This is a genomic window from Vibrio mytili, from assembly GCF_000830505.1.
Classification (GTDB): domain Bacteria; phylum Pseudomonadota; class Gammaproteobacteria; order Enterobacterales; family Vibrionaceae; genus Vibrio; species Vibrio mytili.
Genome location: NZ_JXOK01000004.1, coordinates 315607 through 335264, shown reverse-complemented (window position 1 = coordinate 335264; position 19658 = coordinate 315607). Strand labels below are relative to the sequence as shown.

At 42.5% G+C, this 19658-nt stretch carries 20 protein-coding genes and 1 pseudogene; 18 read left to right on the top strand and 3 right to left on the bottom strand.

The features are described from left to right. The first annotated feature begins 70 nt into the window (after nt 1-70). On the top strand, nt 71-1645 hold the full coding sequence (gene malF / locus SU60_RS02025; RefSeq protein ID WP_041154073.1) for a maltose ABC transporter permease MalF: 1575 nt from the start codon (nt 71-73) through the stop codon (nt 1643-1645). An 11-nt stretch (nt 1646-1656) separates the two neighbouring features. Beyond that, nucleotides 1657-2547, top strand: a complete 891-nt coding sequence (malG, locus tag SU60_RS02020) for a maltose ABC transporter permease MalG (RefSeq protein WP_041154072.1) — start codon at nt 1657-1659, stop codon at nt 2545-2547. A 347-nt stretch (nt 2548-2894) separates the two neighbouring features. On the opposite strand, the gene SU60_RS22200 is transcribed toward malG, so the two are convergent. The 3 genes from SU60_RS22200 to glpX all read right to left on the bottom strand — a co-directional run bounded on the left by SU60_RS22200 (nt 2895) and on the right by glpX (nt 5280). After that, nucleotides 2895-3140, bottom strand: a complete 246-nt coding sequence (locus SU60_RS22200) for a hypothetical protein (RefSeq protein WP_041154071.1) — start codon at nt 3138-3140, stop codon at nt 2895-2897. Nucleotides 3141-3558: 418 nt separating this feature from the next. Further along, nucleotides 3559-4044: an acyl-CoA thioesterase gene (locus tag SU60_RS02010; RefSeq protein WP_041154070.1), complete on the bottom strand. Its 486-nt coding sequence runs from the start codon at nt 4042-4044 to the stop codon at nt 3559-3561. A 240-nt stretch (nt 4045-4284) separates the two neighbouring features. Continuing rightward, a complete protein-coding gene (glpX, locus tag SU60_RS02005) occupies nt 4285-5280 on the bottom strand; it encodes a class II fructose-bisphosphatase (RefSeq protein WP_041154069.1) in 996 nt (331 codons plus the stop codon). A 329-nt stretch (nt 5281-5609) separates the two neighbouring features. On the opposite strand from glpX, the gene SU60_RS02000 reads away from it, so the two are divergent. The 16 genes and pseudogenes from SU60_RS02000 (at nt 5610) to SU60_RS01930 (ending at nt 19570) form a co-directional block, all read left to right on the top strand. Further along, nucleotides 5610-6926: a four-carbon acid sugar kinase family protein gene (locus SU60_RS02000; protein ID WP_041154122.1), complete on the top strand. Its 1317-nt coding sequence runs from the start codon at nt 5610-5612 to the stop codon at nt 6924-6926. 2 nt (nt 6927-6928) lie between these two features. Then, entirely contained in the window at nt 6929-8143 is a 1215-nt protein-coding gene (locus SU60_RS01995; RefSeq protein WP_041154068.1) for a RuBisCO large subunit C-terminal-like domain-containing protein, read from the top strand. A gap of 11 nt (nt 8144-8154) precedes the next feature. Then, entirely contained in the window at nt 8155-8991 is an 837-nt protein-coding gene (locus SU60_RS01990; RefSeq protein WP_041154067.1) for a phosphogluconate dehydrogenase C-terminal domain-containing protein, read from the top strand. A gap of 53 nt (nt 8992-9044) precedes the next feature. Continuing rightward, nucleotides 9045-10025 (top strand): TRAP transporter substrate-binding protein, encoded by a 981-nt coding sequence (locus SU60_RS01985; protein ID WP_052481455.1) that lies wholly within the window; start codon nt 9045-9047, stop codon nt 10023-10025. A gap of 42 nt (nt 10026-10067) precedes the next feature. Continuing rightward, nucleotides 10068-10589, top strand: coding sequence for a TRAP transporter small permease (locus SU60_RS01980; RefSeq protein WP_209419657.1), 522 nt, complete (start codon nt 10068-10070; stop codon nt 10587-10589). 2 nt (nt 10590-10591) lie between these two features. Then, on the top strand, nt 10592-11857 hold the full coding sequence (locus SU60_RS01975; protein WP_041154066.1) for a TRAP transporter large permease: 1266 nt from the start codon (nt 10592-10594) through the stop codon (nt 11855-11857). Between the two features lie 33 nt (nt 11858-11890). Continuing rightward, nucleotides 11891-12649 (top strand): DeoR/GlpR family DNA-binding transcription regulator, encoded by a 759-nt coding sequence (locus SU60_RS01970; protein WP_041154065.1) that lies wholly within the window; start codon nt 11891-11893, stop codon nt 12647-12649. 84 nt (nt 12650-12733) lie between these two features. Then, a complete protein-coding gene (gene rpiB / locus SU60_RS01965) occupies nt 12734-13192 on the top strand; it encodes a ribose 5-phosphate isomerase B (protein WP_041154064.1) in 459 nt (152 codons plus the stop codon). 37 nt (nt 13193-13229) lie between these two features. Next, nucleotides 13230-14000, top strand: coding sequence for a triose-phosphate isomerase (locus SU60_RS01960; protein ID WP_041154063.1), 771 nt, complete (start codon nt 13230-13232; stop codon nt 13998-14000). A gap of 86 nt (nt 14001-14086) precedes the next feature. Beyond that, nucleotides 14087-15195 (top strand): annotated as a pseudogene (gene ribB, locus SU60_RS01955) (3,4-dihydroxy-2-butanone-4-phosphate synthase). A 445-nt stretch (nt 15196-15640) separates the two neighbouring features. Continuing rightward, a complete protein-coding gene (locus SU60_RS01950; protein ID WP_041154062.1) occupies nt 15641-16201 on the top strand; it encodes a hypothetical protein in 561 nt (186 codons plus the stop codon). A gap of 128 nt (nt 16202-16329) precedes the next feature. Next, nucleotides 16330-16845 carry a hypothetical protein gene (locus tag SU60_RS01945; protein WP_041154061.1) on the top strand — a complete coding sequence of 172 codons (516 nt, stop codon included), beginning with the start codon at nt 16330-16332 and terminating at the stop codon, nt 16843-16845. Then, nucleotides 16845-17291 carry a type 2 periplasmic-binding domain-containing protein gene (locus SU60_RS01940; protein ID WP_052481453.1) on the top strand — a complete coding sequence of 149 codons (447 nt, stop codon included), beginning with the start codon at nt 16845-16847 and terminating at the stop codon, nt 17289-17291. Before SU60_RS01945 ends, SU60_RS01940 begins: the two co-directional genes overlap by 1 nt. Then, nucleotides 17251-18681, top strand: coding sequence for a sensor domain-containing diguanylate cyclase (locus SU60_RS22540; RefSeq protein WP_128814587.1), 1431 nt, complete (start codon nt 17251-17253; stop codon nt 18679-18681). Before SU60_RS01940 ends, SU60_RS22540 begins: the two co-directional genes overlap by 41 nt. After that, entirely contained in the window at nt 18660-18836 is a 177-nt protein-coding gene (locus SU60_RS22535; RefSeq protein WP_084735523.1) for a diguanylate cyclase domain-containing protein, read from the top strand. Before SU60_RS22540 ends, SU60_RS22535 begins: the two co-directional genes overlap by 22 nt. Before the next feature lie 269 nt (nt 18837-19105). Next, on the top strand, nt 19106-19570 hold the full coding sequence (locus SU60_RS01930; RefSeq protein ID WP_041154059.1) for an Lrp/AsnC family transcriptional regulator: 465 nt from the start codon (nt 19106-19108) through the stop codon (nt 19568-19570). The last annotated feature ends 88 nt before the right edge of the window (nt 19571-19658 follow it).

Genomic DNA, 19658 nt, shown 5'->3' with positions numbered 1-19658 from the left:
CCCTTTTTAAGGAGGGGGTAACTCCTCCTTACTTTCCGATATTTATTCTTTATTCGCTAGCAGGTTCCCTATGCAGTCAGTTCAAGGTACAAAAGCTATGACAGCAACTGAAGCCAATCTCCCGAGCAGCAAAAAAGTGCTAATCAAATGGGCATTTTTAGGCACTGTCGGCATTATTAATGGTTACGCAACAATTCTAATGTATTCACGTGGTGAGATTGCATTTGCACTACTTACTCTTATTCTTACCGCTCTAGCACTGTACATTTTTGGTAGTAAAAAGACCTACGCTCATCGTTATATTTATCCTGGTATCGCAGGGATGATCTTATTCATCTTATTCCCGCTGGCGTATACCATAGGCTTAGCATTTACTAACTACAGTGCGAAAAATCAGCTTTCTTTCGAGCGTGCACAAACGGTACTTTTGGACAGAACCTATCAAAGTGGGGATAGCTACCCATTCACCTTATATAAAACTGAACAGGGTCATCAACTGGTTGTTGAAAAAGATGGTGAACTGCTTGCGACGCCCAACTTCCAGCTGCAAGGATTTTCAGCAACAGATTTAGATCTTGAGCCAGTCGCAGAAGTGACGGGTGAAAAAGAGCAAATCAAAACCATTATTCAGAATCGTGGCGCTTTGAGTGAGGTTGATCTTCACCTACCAGATGGTGGAGATATCCGTATGAGTGGCCTGCGTAAGTTCGCTGCGGTCGTTCCATTGTACACGCTACAAGAAGATGGTGAGGCTCTTTACAACAACCGTACGGAAGAAACACTGCGTCCGAATATGGATACGGGCTACTACCAACCAATCGACGCAAATGGTCAATTCGTAGGGAGTAGTGTGTCACCTGGTTTTGTGGTTGGTATTGGTACACACAACTTCGAACGTGTATGGAAGGATGATGGTATTAAAGAACCGTTTATCAGTATCTTTATCTGGACCATTGTTTTCTCAGCACTCACGGTGGTCTTCACTCTCGTTATCGGCTTAGTACTTGCGAGTGTTGTTCAGTGGGAAGAGTTAAAAGGTCGTTCTGTCTATCGATTACTACTGATACTGCCTTATGCCGTTCCTGCGTTTATTTCAATTCTGATCTTTAAAGGTTTGTTCAACCAAAGCTTCGGTGAGATCAACATGTTGCTTGAAGGCCTGTTTGGCATCAGTCCGGCTTGGTTCTCTGACCCATTCATGGCAAAAACCATGATACTCGTTGTCAATACGTGGTTAGGTTTCCCGTATATGATGATCTTATGTATGGGGCTACTTAAAGCGATTCCTGACGATCTATACGAGGCTTCTGCTATCGATGGAGCAAACTTTGTAACCAACTTTACACGCATTACTTTGCCGATGATGCTTAAACCTTTAACACCTCTTTTGATTGCGAGTTTCGCATTTAACTTCAACAACTTTGTACTTATCCAGTTGCTGACAGGTGGTGGTCCAAACATGATTGGTACTTCTGAACCTGCTGGTTATACAGATCTGTTGGTTAGCTACACATACCGAATCGCGTTTGAAGGTGCTGGTGGTCAAGACTTTGGTCTAGCAAGTGCTGTTGCTACGTTGATCTTCCTATTGGTGGGGGCGTTAGCGCTTCTCAACCTCCGTGTAACCAAAGTAGCTCAAGATTAAGGAGACATAAAATGGCAATAGTTCAAGGTAAGTCATTGAAGTATCGTGTTTTGACTACACACATTGTTATGTGGGCGTTCTTAGCACTAATTATTTTCCCTTTGCTGATGATCATCGCGATTTCATTCCGTGAGGGTAACTTTGCAACGGGTAGTCTTATTCCGGATAACCCAACTCTGGATCACTGGAAGCTCGCTTTAGGTTTCTCTGTAACCAACGCGGATGGCACGGTGACACCGCCTCCATTCCCAGTGATGACTTGGTTATGGAACTCGGTTAAAGTGGGCGGAATCTCAGCCATTTTGATCGTGGCACTATCCACAACATCGGCTTATGCGTTTGCTCGTATGAAATTTAAAGGTAAGAACACCATTCTAAAAGCAATGATGATCTTCCAGATGTTCCCAGCGGTATTGGCGTTGGTTGCTCTTTACGCCCTGTTTGATAAGTTAGGGCAGTACATTCCATTCCTTGGTTTGAACACACATGGCGGCTTGATCTTCGCTTACTTAGGTGGCATTGCACTTCACGTGTGGACCATAAAAGGGTACTTTGAAAGTATTGACTCGTCACTTGAAGAAGCGGCTGCGCTTGACGGTGCAACGCCATGGCAAGCATTCCGTCTGGTACTGCTACCGTTGTCTGTTCCAATCTTGGCGGTGGTATTTATCTTGTCTTTCATTATGGTAATTGGTGAAGTTCCAGTGGCATCACTCCTACTTTCTGATGTAGACTCATACACATTAGCCGTTGGTATGCAGCAATATCTTTACCCGCAAAACTACTTATGGGGTGACTTTGCGGCGGCTGCAGTTCTTTCTGCAGTACCAATTACGGCAGTATTCTTACTTGCGCAACGCTGGTTGGTTGGTGGTCTAACCGCTGGTGGTGTGAAAGGATAATCTCAATTGGTCGTTGAGGTTGACAAGAATAACTAGAAAAGGGCGACCATATGGTCGCCCTTATACCAAGCATTGATATTACACTTTTGGTTTGGCCGCCGATCAGTAATATCTTGCTTTATTGGCGTTACGCATAGCTGGCTGTTAGCTTAGTTCCTTACGATTCAATCACTAACAGTTTTTGTAACCATAACCTGAGTTTAGACTCAGGTTTTTTTATGCCAATTTGGGCTGGTTTGATATCACGATAAGCTTAACGACTTTGCAATGGATTACATAGAGACGGCATACCCCCATGCGTATCACTTCACAGAAATAGTCATATTCAAAAGGGGGCGGAGGAGGGGTCAAAACTCGCGGTTGGAAGGTGCGCAACCGACATATTGCAGCAGCGTGTATAAACTCTCTTGTTGTAGTGCTACACGTCGAAAGAGGTTAGCGAAAGTATCATCGCCACCAAAACAGGCCTGAATATAATGGTTAATTTCGTTGTCTTTATAACCCTCGACATACATTGTCCTTACCCATTGATATTCGACTGACTTTAAATTGGTCAATGTCTCTTCATTTAAGGTGGTTTTTACTGGTCCCAAGATCCAAACTCACGTCATCCAAATTTGTGCTTGGATTAAAGCAAAGCAAAGTGAAAGATTTATGACAATGAAAGGTAGGCTGTGAGCTAAATTGCATAACTATGACATTACTTCACAACCTAGGGTCTGTTGACGTTTCGAGATGATTTTTGCAGCAGTTTGTGGGTTCTTTATACAAGGCAGAGGCTTTGAAATGTAGTTGCCCTACCTGATAAGCCGATAACGCAGTAGAAAGGAGCCACAAACGCTGCCCGAAGGGTTCGGCTAAAAGCGTTTTACTCTTTGTTGAGAGGTGTTTTGCTTAGAATGACTAGGCTACAAACCTCTCGCCGCGATTAAAACGCTTTTGACTAGGCGTCCCCATCCGAACAAAATTTAACCACGAAACGTCAACAGACCCTAGCTCCAATAGAAAGGTTTATTTTAGATATTTAACGTGTGCTTCCATCTCCTCACCAATTTCTTGGCGCATATTCATAAGACGAATCGCTGACTGCTCTAGTGCTTTGTCTTCTTCTGATTCTGGAACCCATTTACGAACGTCAGTTGGTTGACCATGTTCATCAACAGCAACCATAATCACGATACAGTGAGTAGTTAAACGGTTTTTCATTTCTTTAGGATCACTGGCTTGCACATCAATCGCGATGTGCATAGAGGTACGTCCGGTATAGACTACTCTTGCACTGACTTCAACGAGGTTCCCAACATGAATGGGGGCGACAAAACGTATCCCACCCGCATAAGCAGTAATGCAGTACTTCCCGCTCCAGGCTGCAGAGCAGGCATAAGCCGCTAAGTCGATCCATTTCATTACCGCCCCACCGTGCACTTTACCACCAAAGTTTACATCCCCAGGCTCTGCTAAAAAACGAAGAGTAATATCTCTTTGACCACTGCTCATCTGTCATTCCTTTGTGAATTAATGACACAACCCTATAACAATATTTGCGAGATTAACCAGATATTTGTCACATTACGAAATTGCTTAAATTTCTTATGCAAAGTACGGTACATCACCAATTATGTTGTTTCAGCTTTATTGAGTTCCATCGTTGGCAAGGAAGGTGCTCAAGTTTTTGACTTAGAATCGTACTTATGATGTTTAAGACCAAAGCTTTTACTCCAGAGATATCGTTTAACCTTACATGATGAGATATGGCTTTTTCTTGAGGGCTGACTTGGTGTTACGAATCAGACGTACACTACCACTATTATCAATTAACATACTTTCACTAATGATGGTTTTATCTTTCATTTTTACTCCAGAGAGTAGATGCCCATCAGTAACCCCTGTTGCGCAGAAAAGTATGTTTTGAGCCGACACCAACTCATTCATCACATAAGCTTTACCCGGAATAGCTCCGGATACTTTACATTGCTCACTCTCTTTGACATCGCAGGAACGATTATACTCATTGTTGCCCTTTACTTGGCTCCGCAGAAGAAGCCTGCCTTGCATTTCACCACCTAAAGCTTTTACGGCTGCGGCTGATATAATTCCTTCTGGTGCACCACCAATGCAATACATCACATCGAACGGGCCATTAGGTAAGCAAGTTTGCAAGCTGGCAATCACGTCGCCATCCGGATATTCAAAAACTTGAATGTTGTTTTCCCTCAACTGGTTAATTAAGTCTTGATGCCTTGGTTTGGCGAGCGTGACAACGCGCAGTTGGTTTAACGGTTTGTGTAGAGCTTGAGCAATATCTCTGAGGTTGGTCAGTAGTGGACGGTCTAGATCGATCACCCCTTGTGCTCGTGGGCAGACGACCAACTTCTCCATATACATGTCTGGTGCTGCCAGCATTTGTCCCTTAGGCGTTGCGGCAAGCACGGCAATGGCATTGTCTTGGCCTGTGGCGACCATACGTGTTCCATCAATTGGGTCGACGGCAATATCTACAGCATCCCCGCCTTTACCTAGTTTTTCACCAATGTAAAGCATCGGGGCTTGATCGATTTCACCTTCACCAATCACGATGCGTCCATCAATATCTAGTTGGTTGAGTGTTGTGCGCATGGCATCAACTGCCGCTTGGTCAGCTTTATCTTTTTGTCCTTGTCCTGAGTATTTGTAACTTGCGATGGCCGCAGCTTCTGTCACTTGGACAAATTCGTATGAAAGTTTTTGATCCATGTCTCATTCCTTTTTGATTATTCTCAATCATTTTAGATATTATTTAATCAACTGTATATTTTCTGTTAACTCGATCAAAACTCAAAAGATTGGAGTTTTTAGAGAAAATATAGAGTTTTTAGTCTGATTTTATCTGGATTTTTGGTTGAATTAGGCTTTTTGTGCGCGATGTCAATTTTTTGTTGATAAAAGGTTGAATAAAAAATTATCAGTATTAATGTGATTAAAAATGATTGAATGATTTTAAATCTTCATTTTGAGACAGGGCAAGGATGAGTTTGTTTTCTTTTTAAGACGTGAAATGGGTAGCGAAAGAGATGGCAGGAAAAATGTTAAGTAGTGAAAAAGAGTTGGCTTATTACGGTGATGACTTTACAGGCTCTACCGATGTTTTAGAGAGCCTGAGTCTCAAAGGTAAAAAAACGGTATTGTGGCTTCGTATTCCCCATCCCTCTGAGCTTAAAGAATTTGAAGATTATTCATGCGTGGGGCTAGCGGGAGTGAGCCGGAGTAAAGATACTGAGTGGATGAGCACAGAACTTCCGGCAGTCTTTAAATTCCTTAAATCTCTTAACCCACAATACGTTCACTATAAAGTCTGCTCAACCTTTGACTCAAATGTAGACAAAGGAAATATTGCCACCGCGATGAAAATCGGCATTCAAACCATAGAACCGTCTTGGACTTCGATTCTTGTTGGTACGCCAAAGATCAAGCGTTACGTGTGTTTTGGTGAACTATTTGCTGACTACAAAGGTGAAGTTTTTCCGATTGACCGTCACCCAGTAATGAGTTGCCACCCTGCGACGCCAATGACTGAATCGAATTTGATAAAGCACATGCAAGCGTTAGGCAGTGATGACTGTGTGTCTTTCAATCTTGCCATGTATAACGGCGTTAATAGCCATTCACACTTGTCGAGCTTAATAGCTGCTCAAAAGGTGGTGTTATTTGACAGCTTTGATGAGACTTCACTCGCGAAAGCGGGAGCGTTCATAAAAGATCACAGTCAGACAGGGACTCACTTCACTGTGTCTTCTTCGGGTTTTGAAGATGCTATTTATTTCGATTCTGAAAGAATTGAGAGCCCCTCCATTGTGGGTAAAAGTCGAATTCTCGCACTATCAGGAAGCTGTTCTTTGATTACGAGTGCTCAGATCAGTTATGCGATTGAAAACGGCTTTTCGCCTATCAAACTTGATGTTTCTCGCTTGATTGATGAGAACTCTCGGGAAGTATATTTGAACGAAGTTACTGAGCATTGTACCGAGTTGCTCACTGATCAGATATCGCCTCTCGTATATTCCGCGCTTGGGCCAAATGAAGAAACGTTGAACCTAGTAAAAAATAGTGGGTGTGAATCATTTGACCAAGTGTTAGGGCAATTCCTTGGCAATATTGCATCAAAAGTTGCTGAAAGTGGGATGATCGACAGAATTGCTGTTGCTGGTGGTGATACTTCGGGTTACTGCTTACAAAGTTTAAATGTTGATGCATTGACATTTGTTGCGCCGCTTTGTCCAGGTGTTCCTTTATGTCGTACGCATTCCAAACACGCCAACTTCAATGGACTAGAAGTGGCCCTTAAAGGGGGCCAAATGGGGGATGATGACTTTTTTGTGAAACTACTGGCGGGTGAGGAATAATCATGGATAGATTTGAAGTTACATATCGATTGAGTAGTCATTTAAGTCTCGAAAAGATTGCGGAGAAAATCTGCAACGACCAAACAACGGGGACGTTCACCAAAATTCCAGAGGTGTCTAAAGAAGCGTTTATTAACTTTTGTGCTGATATCGTAAGCGTCGAACAACAATTTGATGGTCATCAATACTTTGGATCGGTTGTTATTTCTTATCCGATAGACCTCTCGGGTTATGACCTGTCCGCGATTTTTACTATTGCGTGTGGAGGGGTTTCTTCAATTAAGCCAATTAATAGCTTAATGATTGAAGATATCTCATTCTCGCCACTATTTATTGAGCAATTTTGTGGTCCGAAATTTGGTATTGAAGGCACGTATTCCAAACTAGGAATAAATAAGGGCCCTGTGATCGGCGGTATTTTGAAACCAAATATTGGGATTACGCCACAAGACAGCGCGAAGCTGGTTAAGCAGTTGTTAGAAGCGGATATTGATTTCATTAAAGACGATGAGAAGCTACAAAGTCCCCCTTATTCTCATGTTAAAAATCGGATTGACGCCATCATGCCAGTGATTGATGAATGGCAACAAAGGTCGGGGAAACGAGTCATTTATGCATTCAATATTTGTCACTCTGATATCGGTGAAATTGAACGAAATCATGAATACCTCATTCAGAATGGTGGCGATGCAGCGGTTATCAACGTTAACCAAATTGGCATTTGTGGCTTAGATTCTATTAATAAATTTAGTGATGTGATTTTACATGCACATACAAATGGCTTGGCGTTTCACGAGCGCAGTGATTGGGGCATCTCTTTCCGGGTTTGGCAAAAAGTTTGGCGGTTACTTGGTATTGATCACCTGCAGATTAATGGCATTGATGGCAAGTACTGGCAAGACAACGATTCAGTGATTCAAGCCTACAACGATATGATGCTGCCATTGGGCAAAACGAAAGCAGCGCTCCCCGTTTTTTGCTCTGGTCAATGGGGTGGACAGGTCCCTGAAACTTATCAACGCACGAACAAATCTATTGACTTAATGTACCTAGGTGGAGGCGGTATTCACGGCCATCCAATGGGTCCTCAAGGTGGTGTAAAAGCCATTAGGCAAGCTTGGGATTCCAGCCTAGCTAACCAAAGCTTACAAGACTATGCCGTGACTCATGAAGAGTTAGCACAGGCATTGGCTTATTTTTCAAATAGCGGTAAATAAACGGAGTATTTATGACAACTATCTCGTTAATCGGTGCAGGCGGCAAAATGGGTATGCGCCTATCTAAAAACCTCAAAGCATCAGACTATACAGTTAATCATGTTGAAATCAGTGACGCGGGTCGTCAACGCTTAAAAGACGTTTTGGATATTGATGCAATTGGGCCGCAAGAGCAGAACGAAGCGTTGCAACAATCGGACGTCGTTATTTTAGCTGTGCCTGATACGCTGATCGGCAAGATCGCAGATCAAGTCTGTGATCAGCTCAAGCCTGGGACGATGGTCGTGATCCTTGATGCCGCAGCACCATTTGCAGGGCATTTACCGGAGCGTGAAGACCTAGTGTACTTCATCACACACCCTTGCCATCCAGTTATTTTCAACAAAGAGTTGAATGAACAAGCACTTAATGACCATTTTGGTGGATTACATGCGAAGCAAAGTGTTGTTTCTACCTTACTTCAAGGTCCAGATTCCGCGTGGGACTTGGGTGAAGATATCGCTAAAACTATCTACGCGCCAATTAAAGACTCTTATCGAGTGTCATTGCACCAAATGGCGATGCTTGAGCCAGGTCTTTCTGAAACCGTATGTGCCACTTTGCTGACTGCCATGCGTCAAGCTATGGATGAGGTGGTCGAAGCGGGGGTTCCATATGACTGTGCTCGTGACTTCCTACTTGGTCATATGAACATTCTGGCAGCGGTTATTTTTGATGAAATCGATGGACAATTCTCAGATGCATGTAATAAAGCTATCGATAATGGTTTAGAAAAGTTACTGCACCCTGATTGGAAAAAAGTATTTAATAAAGATGAGCTTGCACACAGCATTCAATTAATTACTTAACGAAAGCAATAAAATTAAAAGACAAAACGTGAAACAAAGTCGAGATAAATAATATGAAGATGAACAATTACAAACTCTCTAAATGTGTAGCATTGAGTAGCTTGCTTTTAATGCCGATAGTCTCTCACGCAAAAACAATCAACATTGCTTTTACGCAAACCCTTGATTCCCAGCACGGTGAAGCAGCAAAAGCGTTTAAACAAGAGCTTGAAACGTTGAGTAATAACGGTTTTACCGTTGATTTAAAACCTGCCGGTGCGCTCGGGGGAGAGCGTGAAGTCGTCGAAAGTTTACAACTGGGTATTATCGAGATGACGATTTCTTCAACTGGGCCTTTAGGTAATTTCGATAAAGATGTTTATCTATTCGATTTCCCATATGTATTTGAAAGTTATGATCATGCTCATAAAGTTTTGGATAGCCACATCGGCCAAGATATTTTGGACGGTATGTCAGCGCACCAAATCAAAGGGCTCGCTTGGGGTGAAAATGGTTTCAGACAGATCACTTACAATGGGAAGCCAATCCTGACTCCTGAAGACTTGAAAGGTCGTAAGATCCGTACAATGGAGAACAAAGTGCATATCGAAACCTTTAAGGCTTTAGGCGCATCCCCGGTTCCGATGTCTTGGACTGAAGTGTTCACTGCATTGCAACAAGGGACGATCGATGGTCAAGAGAATCCGATTAACTTAGCGGTAACGTCGAAGTTGTACGAAGTACAAAAAGAAGCGTCTTTGACTCAACATTTGTACAGTCCTGCAGTTATTGCCATGTCCCAAAGTTACTGGGATGGCCTGTCGAAAGAAGAACAGGAATGGGTCCAAACGTCAGCTAAAAAAGCAGCTGTTGTGATGCGTCAAACTCGTGAGCGCTTAGAAAATGAAGCGTTTGATGAGTTGAAAGAAAAAGGTATGGAGATTGATAAAGTCGACATCACTCCGTTTATTGCAGCAACCGAGTCAGTCAGAAACAAACTGGCGAAGCAAATGGGCTTTACAGAGCGTCTTACTGAAATCAAAGCAATGAAATAAACAAGTGAAGGCCAAGGTTAATCCCTTGGCCTTGAGGAGTCGATGATGTCGCAGCTTATCATTAGGTTTAGCCGATTTTTATCCCGTTCAGTACTTATGTTGTCGGCAGTGTTACTTGGCTTACTGGCAGTATTAGTGTTTTATCAGGTAATAACTCGATTTGTATTTGGCGCACCTTCTACATGGTCAGAGATAACAGCTCGAATCATGATGGTTTGGATGGTTTATCTGACGATGAGTTGTGTGTTCAGGGAAGGTAGCATGATTACTATCGGCTTCTTTGTTGACTTGTTGCCTGAAACACTAAGCCTCTGGGCAAAAAGGTTGGTTACATTAATTGTTCTCGCGTTTTTAGCAATTCTTATCTGGTACGGGTGGGAAATGGCCGTGAGAGTTAAAGCGCAAAATGTATCAATGATTAATATTTCTGCCTTTTGGTTATACATCAGTATCCCAGTTGGTGCATTACTATCCATACCAGCATTACTTGAGTGGCACCTGCTTAATGTAGAAAAGCATTTAGCGTTGGATCATTTAAGAACACGTAGTGAAAGCGAGGTTTAATTATGCCAACCGCAATAGTTTCTCTATTAATGTCTTTTATAACGCTATCGGTGCCGATTGCTGTTTCGATCATCATTGCTTGCGCGATTGGACTTTATTTCTTTAGTAATTTACCGCTGATTTTGATCCCACAGCGTATGTTTATTGGGCTAGATAGCTTCCCGTTGATGGCGGTTCCTTTGTTTATCCTTGCAGGGAACATCATGGGGCAAGGTGGTGTTTCAAAGCGCTTGGTCAAATTTGCTAAATCACTGGTTGGTAATATCCAAGGCGGTTTAGCAATGGCTTGTGTAATCACTAGCATGATTTTTGCTGCTGTCTCAGGCTCCAGTGTTGCTACGACTTATGCAGTCGGCGCTATTTTGTTACCTGCCATGATATTGCACGGGTACCCTAAACAAGTGGCGACCGCGATACAGGCATCCTCTGCGAACTTAGGGATTGTTATCCCTCCTTCTGTACCACTTATCATGTATGGCGTGAGTACTAATACATCGATTGGTCAGTTGTTTCTCGCAGCAATTGGGCCAGGTCTGTTAATGGGAGCTGCGCTTATCATCATGGTGATCATTTGGTGTTGGATCGGTGGTTATGGCAAAAATGACTCTGTAGGTCGTGAAAGCTTCTGGGCATCACTAAAAGATGCGGTACTCGCTATATTAATGCCAACCATCATTCTAGGTGGTATCTATGGCGGGATATTTACTCCGACAGAGGCATCAGCGGTCGCTGTAATCTACGGACTGTTTTTGGGGTTAGTGGTTTATAAAGAAATCACATTTAAAGACATTCCGGATATCCTTAAACGTTCTGCTATGGCTACGACCTCGGTGATGCTGATTATTGCAGCGGCTTCCCTGTTGAGTTTCTTAGTCAGTCGTTCTGATATTCCCCAAACGTTAGCAACCTTCGCAACCGACAGCTTTTCAACAGGGATACAGTTCCTATTGGCAGTAAATTTGCTGCTATTACTCGTTGGAATGTTTGTTGAAACGTCTGCTGCAATCCTACTCCTTGCGCCGATCTTAACGCCTATTGCTGTATTATACGGTATTGATCCGGTGCACTTTGGTGTCGTAATGGTGGTTAATTTGGCGATTGGTATGTTTACCCCACCTTTAGGTGTGACCTTGTTTGCCGCGAGTCAAGTTGCCAATATTCCGGTCGAAAAAGTGGTTAAATCGACACTGATCCCATTGTTCACTTTGATATGCTGCCTGCTTGTAATTACAATCTTCCCAAGCATTACGCTTATGTGGGTAAATTAGATCGTTTTATTTGGTAGTGAGTATTCGTTTTCAATGAAAAAACAGCAAAGGTTTAAACAGATAGTTGACTATCTCAAGGACAGAAAACTTGCAACAGTGGAAGAGCTTGTTCCTCATGTCAATGTATCACCTGCAACGATTCGTCGAGATTTAGTTGAACTCGATGATCAAGGTGTGGTTCGTCGAACGCATGGTGGCGTTACTTTAAATAATTTTGTCGCTACTCAACTTTCTTTCCAGGAGAAAAATGAGTTATTTAAGTCAGAAAAGACAAAAATATGTAAAGAAGCCTCTCAGTTAATTGAAGGCGGACACGCCATCATTCTTGACGCCGGCACAACGACAATGGAAATAGCAAAAAATATTACGCATTTGCCATTGAGGGTTATCACTCCCGATTTGAGAATTGCGTTGTATTTAAGTCAGTTTAAGCAAATAGAAGTTATTGTATTTGGAGGTAAAATAGACAGTTCAAGTCAGTCTTGTATTGGTGAGCATGCAAGAAGGCTACTTCAGTCGATTACCACTGATATTGCTTTTATCAGCTGTAATTTCTGGAATATAGAGCATGGTGTGACAGCGCCGACTGAGCACAAGTCAACATTAAAAATAGATATGATGAAGAGTGCAAAGAAAAACGTTTTAGTCGCTGATAGTAGTAAGTATGGCAATAGCTCCTTATACAAAATAGCAGAGCTGGAACAATTTGAAGAAATATATACAGATGAAAATATTAATCTTCAAGAGCAAGAGTTATTAACAACATTAAAGACAAAAATTAATTTTATTTAATTAACCCCCAAATAATATCTAATTAATTTTCCTACGTGATTTTTTCGCGTAGGGCCCCGTACGCGTAAATGAAAGGAAATAATTATGAAAATAGCAATTGGATGTGATGATGCTGCGTTTGATTTAAAAGAAATCATCAAAAAACACTTACTTGAAAAAGATATCGAATTTGTTGATATGGGCTTAACAGAAGGCGATGACCAATATTATCCAGATATTGCGAAAGATGTCGCGGTTGCTGTCAGTACCGGTGAGTTTGATCGCGGTATCATTTTATGTGGCACGGGTATAGGCGTGTGCATCGTTGCTAACAAAGTTCCCGGGATTCGCGCTGCTTTGTGTCATGACACGTTTTCTGCGGAGCGGGCAAGAAAGAGTAACGATGCTCAGATTATTACAATGGGAGCGAGAGTGATCGGCCCTGAGCTGGCGAAAAGTATTTTAGATACGTGGCTAGCAGCAGAGTTTTCAGACGGCCCATCTACCCCAAAAGTAAATCGTATCAAAGAAATCGACTCAGAATTTCATGCCAAGAGCGCATGACCATTCGTTAGTTCATCTAATTAGATAAGGAGGATATATGAAACCTTTTTGGGTTGGGACTAGCTGGAAAATGAATAAGAGCGGTCAAGAAGCCAACGAATGGATCGATATTGTGAGTTCTTATTTACAGCAGGAGGCTAATCAAAGCCAAGTCTTCGTAATTCCTCCTTTTCCTTACATTGAAAGCGTGAGTCAGATAGCGCACCCTGCTGGGATCTTAGTTGGGGCACAAAATATGTGTTGGGAAGATGCAGGCGCTTACACGGGCGAAATATCTCCTATTATGCTGAAAGATTGTGGAGTAGATCTTGTTGAAATAGGACACTCTGAGCGTCGTCAGATGTTTGGCGAGAACGATGATACCGTGAACAAGAAGGTTCTTTCCGCATTAAAGCATGGCCTGCGACCGTTGGTTTGTGTCGGTGATAGTCAACAAGAAAAAAACTGGAATGTCTCCGAAGAATCAGTCGTGCGTCAAGTTAAAATCGCATTACATGATGTGCCTGCTGACATGCTCACTAAAGTCATTATTGCTTACGAACCTATCTGGGCAATAGGAGAGCATGGTGTTCCGGCGACAGAGCACGAAGCAGAGCGCATTCATTTCGCTATCCGCTCGGCGTTGGTAAAGAGCTACGGAAAAAATATCGCTGACTCAATGTACCTTTTGTATGGTGGTAGCGTGAATCATTCAAACGTTGCTGGATTATTGATACAGGCCAATATTGATGGGGTTTTTGTAGGCCGTTCAGCTTGGAATGCTGAAGACTTTTGCCGATTAGTCGATTTAGCGGAAGGAGCTTGTTAACTGAGTGTCCATATCTCTACTTCTTGGTGAACAAGCGTCTTAAAATAACTTGAATATACATTTGATTGAATTAGGTAATAAGTATTATGCCAATTAGCACTATTGAAGAGATAATTGACGATTATCGCCAAGGTAAAATGGTCATTTTGATGGATGATGAAGACCGGGAGAATGAAGGCGACATCATGATGGCTGCCCAGCATGTTAGTGCCCAAGATATCAACTTTATGGCAACTCATGGCCGCGGTTGATCTGTTTAACACTGTCAAAGCTGCGCTGTGATAACCTCAAATTATTTCCCATGGTTTCAAATCATACTGAGCCTTGGGCAACGGCTTTTACCGTATCTATTGAGGCAGCAGAAGGGGTTACGACTGGCATCTCTGCTGAAGACCGAGCGAAAACCGTACAAGTGGCGGTGAGTTCACAAGCAAAACCAACAGATTTGGTTCAGCCTGGACATATATTCCCTTTGGCAGCCAGAGACGGTGGCGTATTGGTTCGCGCGGGTCATACAGAAGCCGGTTGTGATTTGGCAAAGTTGGCCGGTTTTGAGCCCGCTTCCGTTATTGTTGAAATTCTAAATGAAGACGGAACGATGGCTAGGCGGCCTCAACTCGAATTGTTCGCAGAAAAGCATGGTCTCAAGCTAGGAACCATTGCCGACTTAATCGAGTATCGAAATAAGACCGAAACCACGATTGAGAAAGTTTCACAGTGCCATTTGCCTACGGAATTTGGCGATTTCACTATGGTGACCTACCGAGATACGGTCGATGATCAAACGCACTTCGCTTTATGTAAAGGTGATATCAGCGAAGAACCAACGAATGTTCGAGTTCACCTTCAAGATATGTTTAGCGATATCCTTCACTCAACACGCGAACGTAGCAATAGTTGGTCATTGAGCGAGGCAATGAGAAAGATTCAGGCCGATTCAGGTGTGCTTGTTATATTGGGACAAAAAGAAAACGTGGATGCTACTATGGATCGCGTTGCCCATTATCAGGCTCAAGATCTTGGTAATGCAGTGCCAACAAATAAAAAGCAGCAGACATCAAGACAAGTAGGGGTCGGTGCACAAATTCTCGCGGATTTGGGAGTGACTAAAATGAACCTACTGTCATCAGCAGACAAAAAATACCATGCACTATCTGGGTTTGGTCTTGAAGTAGTTAGCTATATAGAGCCTTGATACACGTTATCTCGCGTTGCGGTTGTAATAGCAACGCGAGAATTCCGTGGCTCATCCCCCATCATAAGTGACATACGTTCAACTCGATGAATCGATGTCATACTTACTTAACCTCCCCATTTTTATCAAGCCAACAATCGACTTTGCTTTATCTTCTGTTCGACTAACGCCAGCAATTTTTGATTGGTTTACAAGTCACACTGGCTATAAGCCTAATCGCTATTCCATCAAGTGATGTCGTTCAAATTTTATCCGCCTCAACACAATGTTAAGTGAATTGTTGGGTAACTAATAGACTGATCAGTCTGACATATTTATGAAAGAACAATAATATTCATTAAACTTACGAAGGCTTTTCTGATATCTTATATATAGTACTTATGTGTTATTTTTGTGATATTGGTTCAGAAATGAGAGTTGTATCCTGTTGGGTGAAGGAGTATCCATGAAGTTGCAGGTGTGGTTGTTAATTGGGGGACTGTTACTTCCGACTTTGAGCTATTCTGGCACCGATATGGTCGAGTTTCGTGGGTTTGGTACACTAAGTGGTGTCTACTCTGATTCTGATTCACTTGCTTTTCGTCGAGATATGACACAAGAAGGCAAGACAAAGGAGCTGAGTTTACTCTCTGATTCACTTTTAGGTTTACAGACTGACATTCAAATTACCGATGCACTTAAAGCAACTGTGCAGCTTGTGGTAAAAGACCGAGTCAATAATAGCTTTGATGAATCATTAACTTGGGCGAGTTTAAGTTACGATTTCAACAACGCATGGAATATTCGTGCAGGTCGAATAGCCAGCGATCTCACGCTTATCGGAGATGTTGGGAACATTGCCTATGCCTATGATTGGGTCAGGCCCCCAGTGGAATTTTATGGCCGGATCCCTTTTTATCATTTTGATGGTGTCGAAGTATTGTATCGTCAACCTCTTGAGCTGGTCACTTATCCGCCAAAGTTTTTTATGGCCAGTCGGGGAGTACTTTCAATTATAAATCAGTGATCTCGGAGTTTGATTTATCTCCTTTTACAGGGATAGCACTACGGTATGAAAATAGTGATTTAATCTTGCGTACGGCTTATGCGAGGACAAAATTAGAATCAGTTAAAAATTCCAGATACAGTGCTTTGATGCGCTTTCTTGCTGCTAACCCTCAAGTCCCCGGGACGTCTGAAACTTATAAGCGACTTAACTCTTATGATTCTCCTATCGATTATTATACCGCAGGGGTCGAGTACCGACACAAATCATGGAAATGGTTATCGGAAATCTCTTACATGGATAGTGACTTAAATACACTACTTCCTTCGATATCCGCTTATGTTGGCGTTGTAAAGCGCATTGACAATTTCGCTATCTACGGCTTGGCTGCACATTCTCAAACCACTCGTTCTAACGTAAGTGCATCGCCAAACCTGCCAGATCCTATAAGGATTCCTATACAGGCGGGGTATGACGGTGTCGATGTTAAGCAAAGTACGGCTTCTTTAGGTTTACGTTGGGATGTTGCTCAGAATGTGGCAATTAAAGGCCAGTGGGACCATAGCTGGGTATCTGCAAATCAAGACATGCTCTGGGATGGGGAAACAAATACGTCGGATGAGCAAGTAAACATTTTAACGTTTAGTGTGGACTTTATATTCTGATGACGATGAGAAATTGTTTTGTTTTGATACTAGCGTTGCTTTTTGGTACCCCAGCTAAAGTGTGGGGACAAGACTTGCTTGTCATTGTGAATAAAGATAATCCTATAGATCAACTCACAAAACATCAGGTTGTTGATCTGTTTATGGGCAGAACCCCTTACTTCCCGACCGGGGGGGCTGTGATGAAACTCGACGCCCCAAGTTCTTCTGACGTTCGTCGAGAGTTCTACCAATCGTTGGTCAGTATGTCTTTGTCAGAAGTTAACGCGTATTGGGCTCGGCTAATGTTCAGTGGTAGGGCTACACCACCAATGCAAGTTCCGCAAGAGCAAGATATTGTTCAATTAGTATCAGGTAATGCCAATGCGATTGCGTATATACCTAAAACCTCAATCGGAGAGTTGAGTGGCGATATCAAAACTATTTTCGTTCTATCGAATCATTAACCGGCGTATAGGGCTGAAATTCTTGGCCTCTATTTTTGCTGTTTCGAGTATATTTATCCCTGTGACAAGTTATTTGAGTTATCAACATGCCTATGACAATGTCCAATTGTCAGCGAAAGAACGTGTATATCGGCTGGTTGAACTGATTAGGTATAACGCGTCTATGGCTGCGTACTTGTCTGATAGTGTGATGGCAACAGAGCTGGTTTCAAGTCTGGTTGATAATCCTGAAGTTCAGGGCGCACGCTTTACGATGTCTTCTGGGATGATTCATGTACTTGGCCGAATACCTCACAATAAAAGCGACATTGTTGTGTCGCTATCTCCTCAGTTTAGTAATGAAAAAGTCGGTGAGCTGGAGCTGTTTCTCGATCGTGCTTTCATCGATCAAAAAGCGCGCGAGAAGGGAATGTCGTTAGTCGTTTGGCAAACATTTTTGCTTGTTACCATCCTCATGTGTGTGTTTGTGATTTTACGACAGGTTATCTACCGCCCTCTTAATCAATTGTTAGAACAAATTAGTCGTGCCTCAGTTGATGGTAACGCGACAAATACTCATATTCAGGTTAGCTCGAAGGATGAAATCGGATTTTTGGCTAGGAATACCAATAATCTGATGAATAGAATCTCAAGCTTCTATCAAAGTGAGGCTGAAAAAAATGCCCAGATTGTTCAGTTGGAACGCCAGTTTAGAATCATTTTTGAATACTCACACGCTGGCATCGCACTTCTGAACCAAAGAAACCAAGTTTATTTGGCGAATCAGGCGTTCAAATCAACCCTTAAATACGCTAGCACAAAAGATGAGTTAATCTATTTACCCGATCTGTTCGACGATAAAGAAGATTTTGAACAGTTACTTGATCAGGTGCGTCGTACCGGTGATAGTTTGTTTCGCGACTTCCTGTTACGCGAAGGCGACGACGTTTGGTTGCGAGTGTTGATATCTGACGTAGAGCAACAGCACCATAGCGATTTGGAACAGTTTATCGAGCTGGTGGTCTATGACATTTCGGATCGTGCTAAGAAAGAAAAAGTGTCTGACTATAACGCAGCCCATGATCTATTGACTGGTATTTACAATCGTCGTGGTGCGGAAGCGCGATTGAAAACGCTCTGCGAATATGCGAGAGAGCGTCAATCTTACTTGGCTATTGTTTGGCTAGATTTGAATGATTTTAAGATTATTAATGATGAGCATGGTCATGTAGTGGGTGACGCAGTCCTGAAAGAGTTGAGTATGCGACTGATAAAAATTTCTCGTCCTCAAGATATTGTCGCCCGCTGGGGAGGGGACGAGTTTATTGTCGCTATGAATTTGGATGATACAACGGTACTCCCTAACATTTTGCAAGAGATGGAAGCGGCGTGTTCAAAGCTATTACGGTAAACAGTGAGCTATCGGTCTCGGTCGGTGCGAGTATTGGTGTCGGTACTTCAGATAAAGTTGGATACGACGTTGAAAGGCTGCTTATTCGAGCAGATCAGTTGATGTATCAGGTGAAGCGTGATGGTAAACGTGGGTACAAAGTCGATTGCTTGTGAATGGAGTGCGTCCCTTCGGTCATCGAAACGTATTTAGCTCATGGATATTGATTTTCATCTGGAAAAGATGAAGCTTGACTGTTTTTGCACGTTGTATATATCAAAATCAAAAGCGACGAATAAGTTATACGCACTAGAGTCAATTATTCTCACAGCGCCAAACATTTTGAGGTTCTTTGGGTATGAATGAGCAGCTGCAAACCGAAAAGTAGTCGAGATTACTGGGACTTGTTAAACTCATGGCCAGCTTAAAAGGAGAGATTTTTGATATGGCTAATGATCTGGATGACTACGACGTAAAGATATTGGAACTACTGCAAAAGAACGGGCGCCTGACAAATCAAGAGTTAAGTGATCTGGTCGGGTTATCGGCTTCTCAATGTTCGCGCCGACGCATCTCCTTAGAAAATAATAAGCTGATCCTCGGATACCACGCTCGTTTGTCACCACATGCGTTACAGCAGGAAGTGATTGCGATGATAGAAGTAAAACTGTTGAACCATGAAGCGGATAGGACCAATAGCTTCTTGAGTTTTATTGATAGTCAAGCGTCAATCGTTGAGGTGTTTAAAACCACAGGTGACGCGGACTATTTGATCAAATGTTTAGTCTCGGATTTAAATGCACTTAACGAACTGATCAACCGCATTTTTACGACCCAATTAATTTCTCACATTAAAACTTCCGTTGTACTTGAACGTGTTAAAGAGTACGGCGCAACGCTTCAGTCCTAATGTTCTAATGCATGCCAGTGACTCATTGCAGTGCTTATTTGGTGCGTAATAATTTTCGTTATGCACATTTCTATTGATTTGTGCTTTT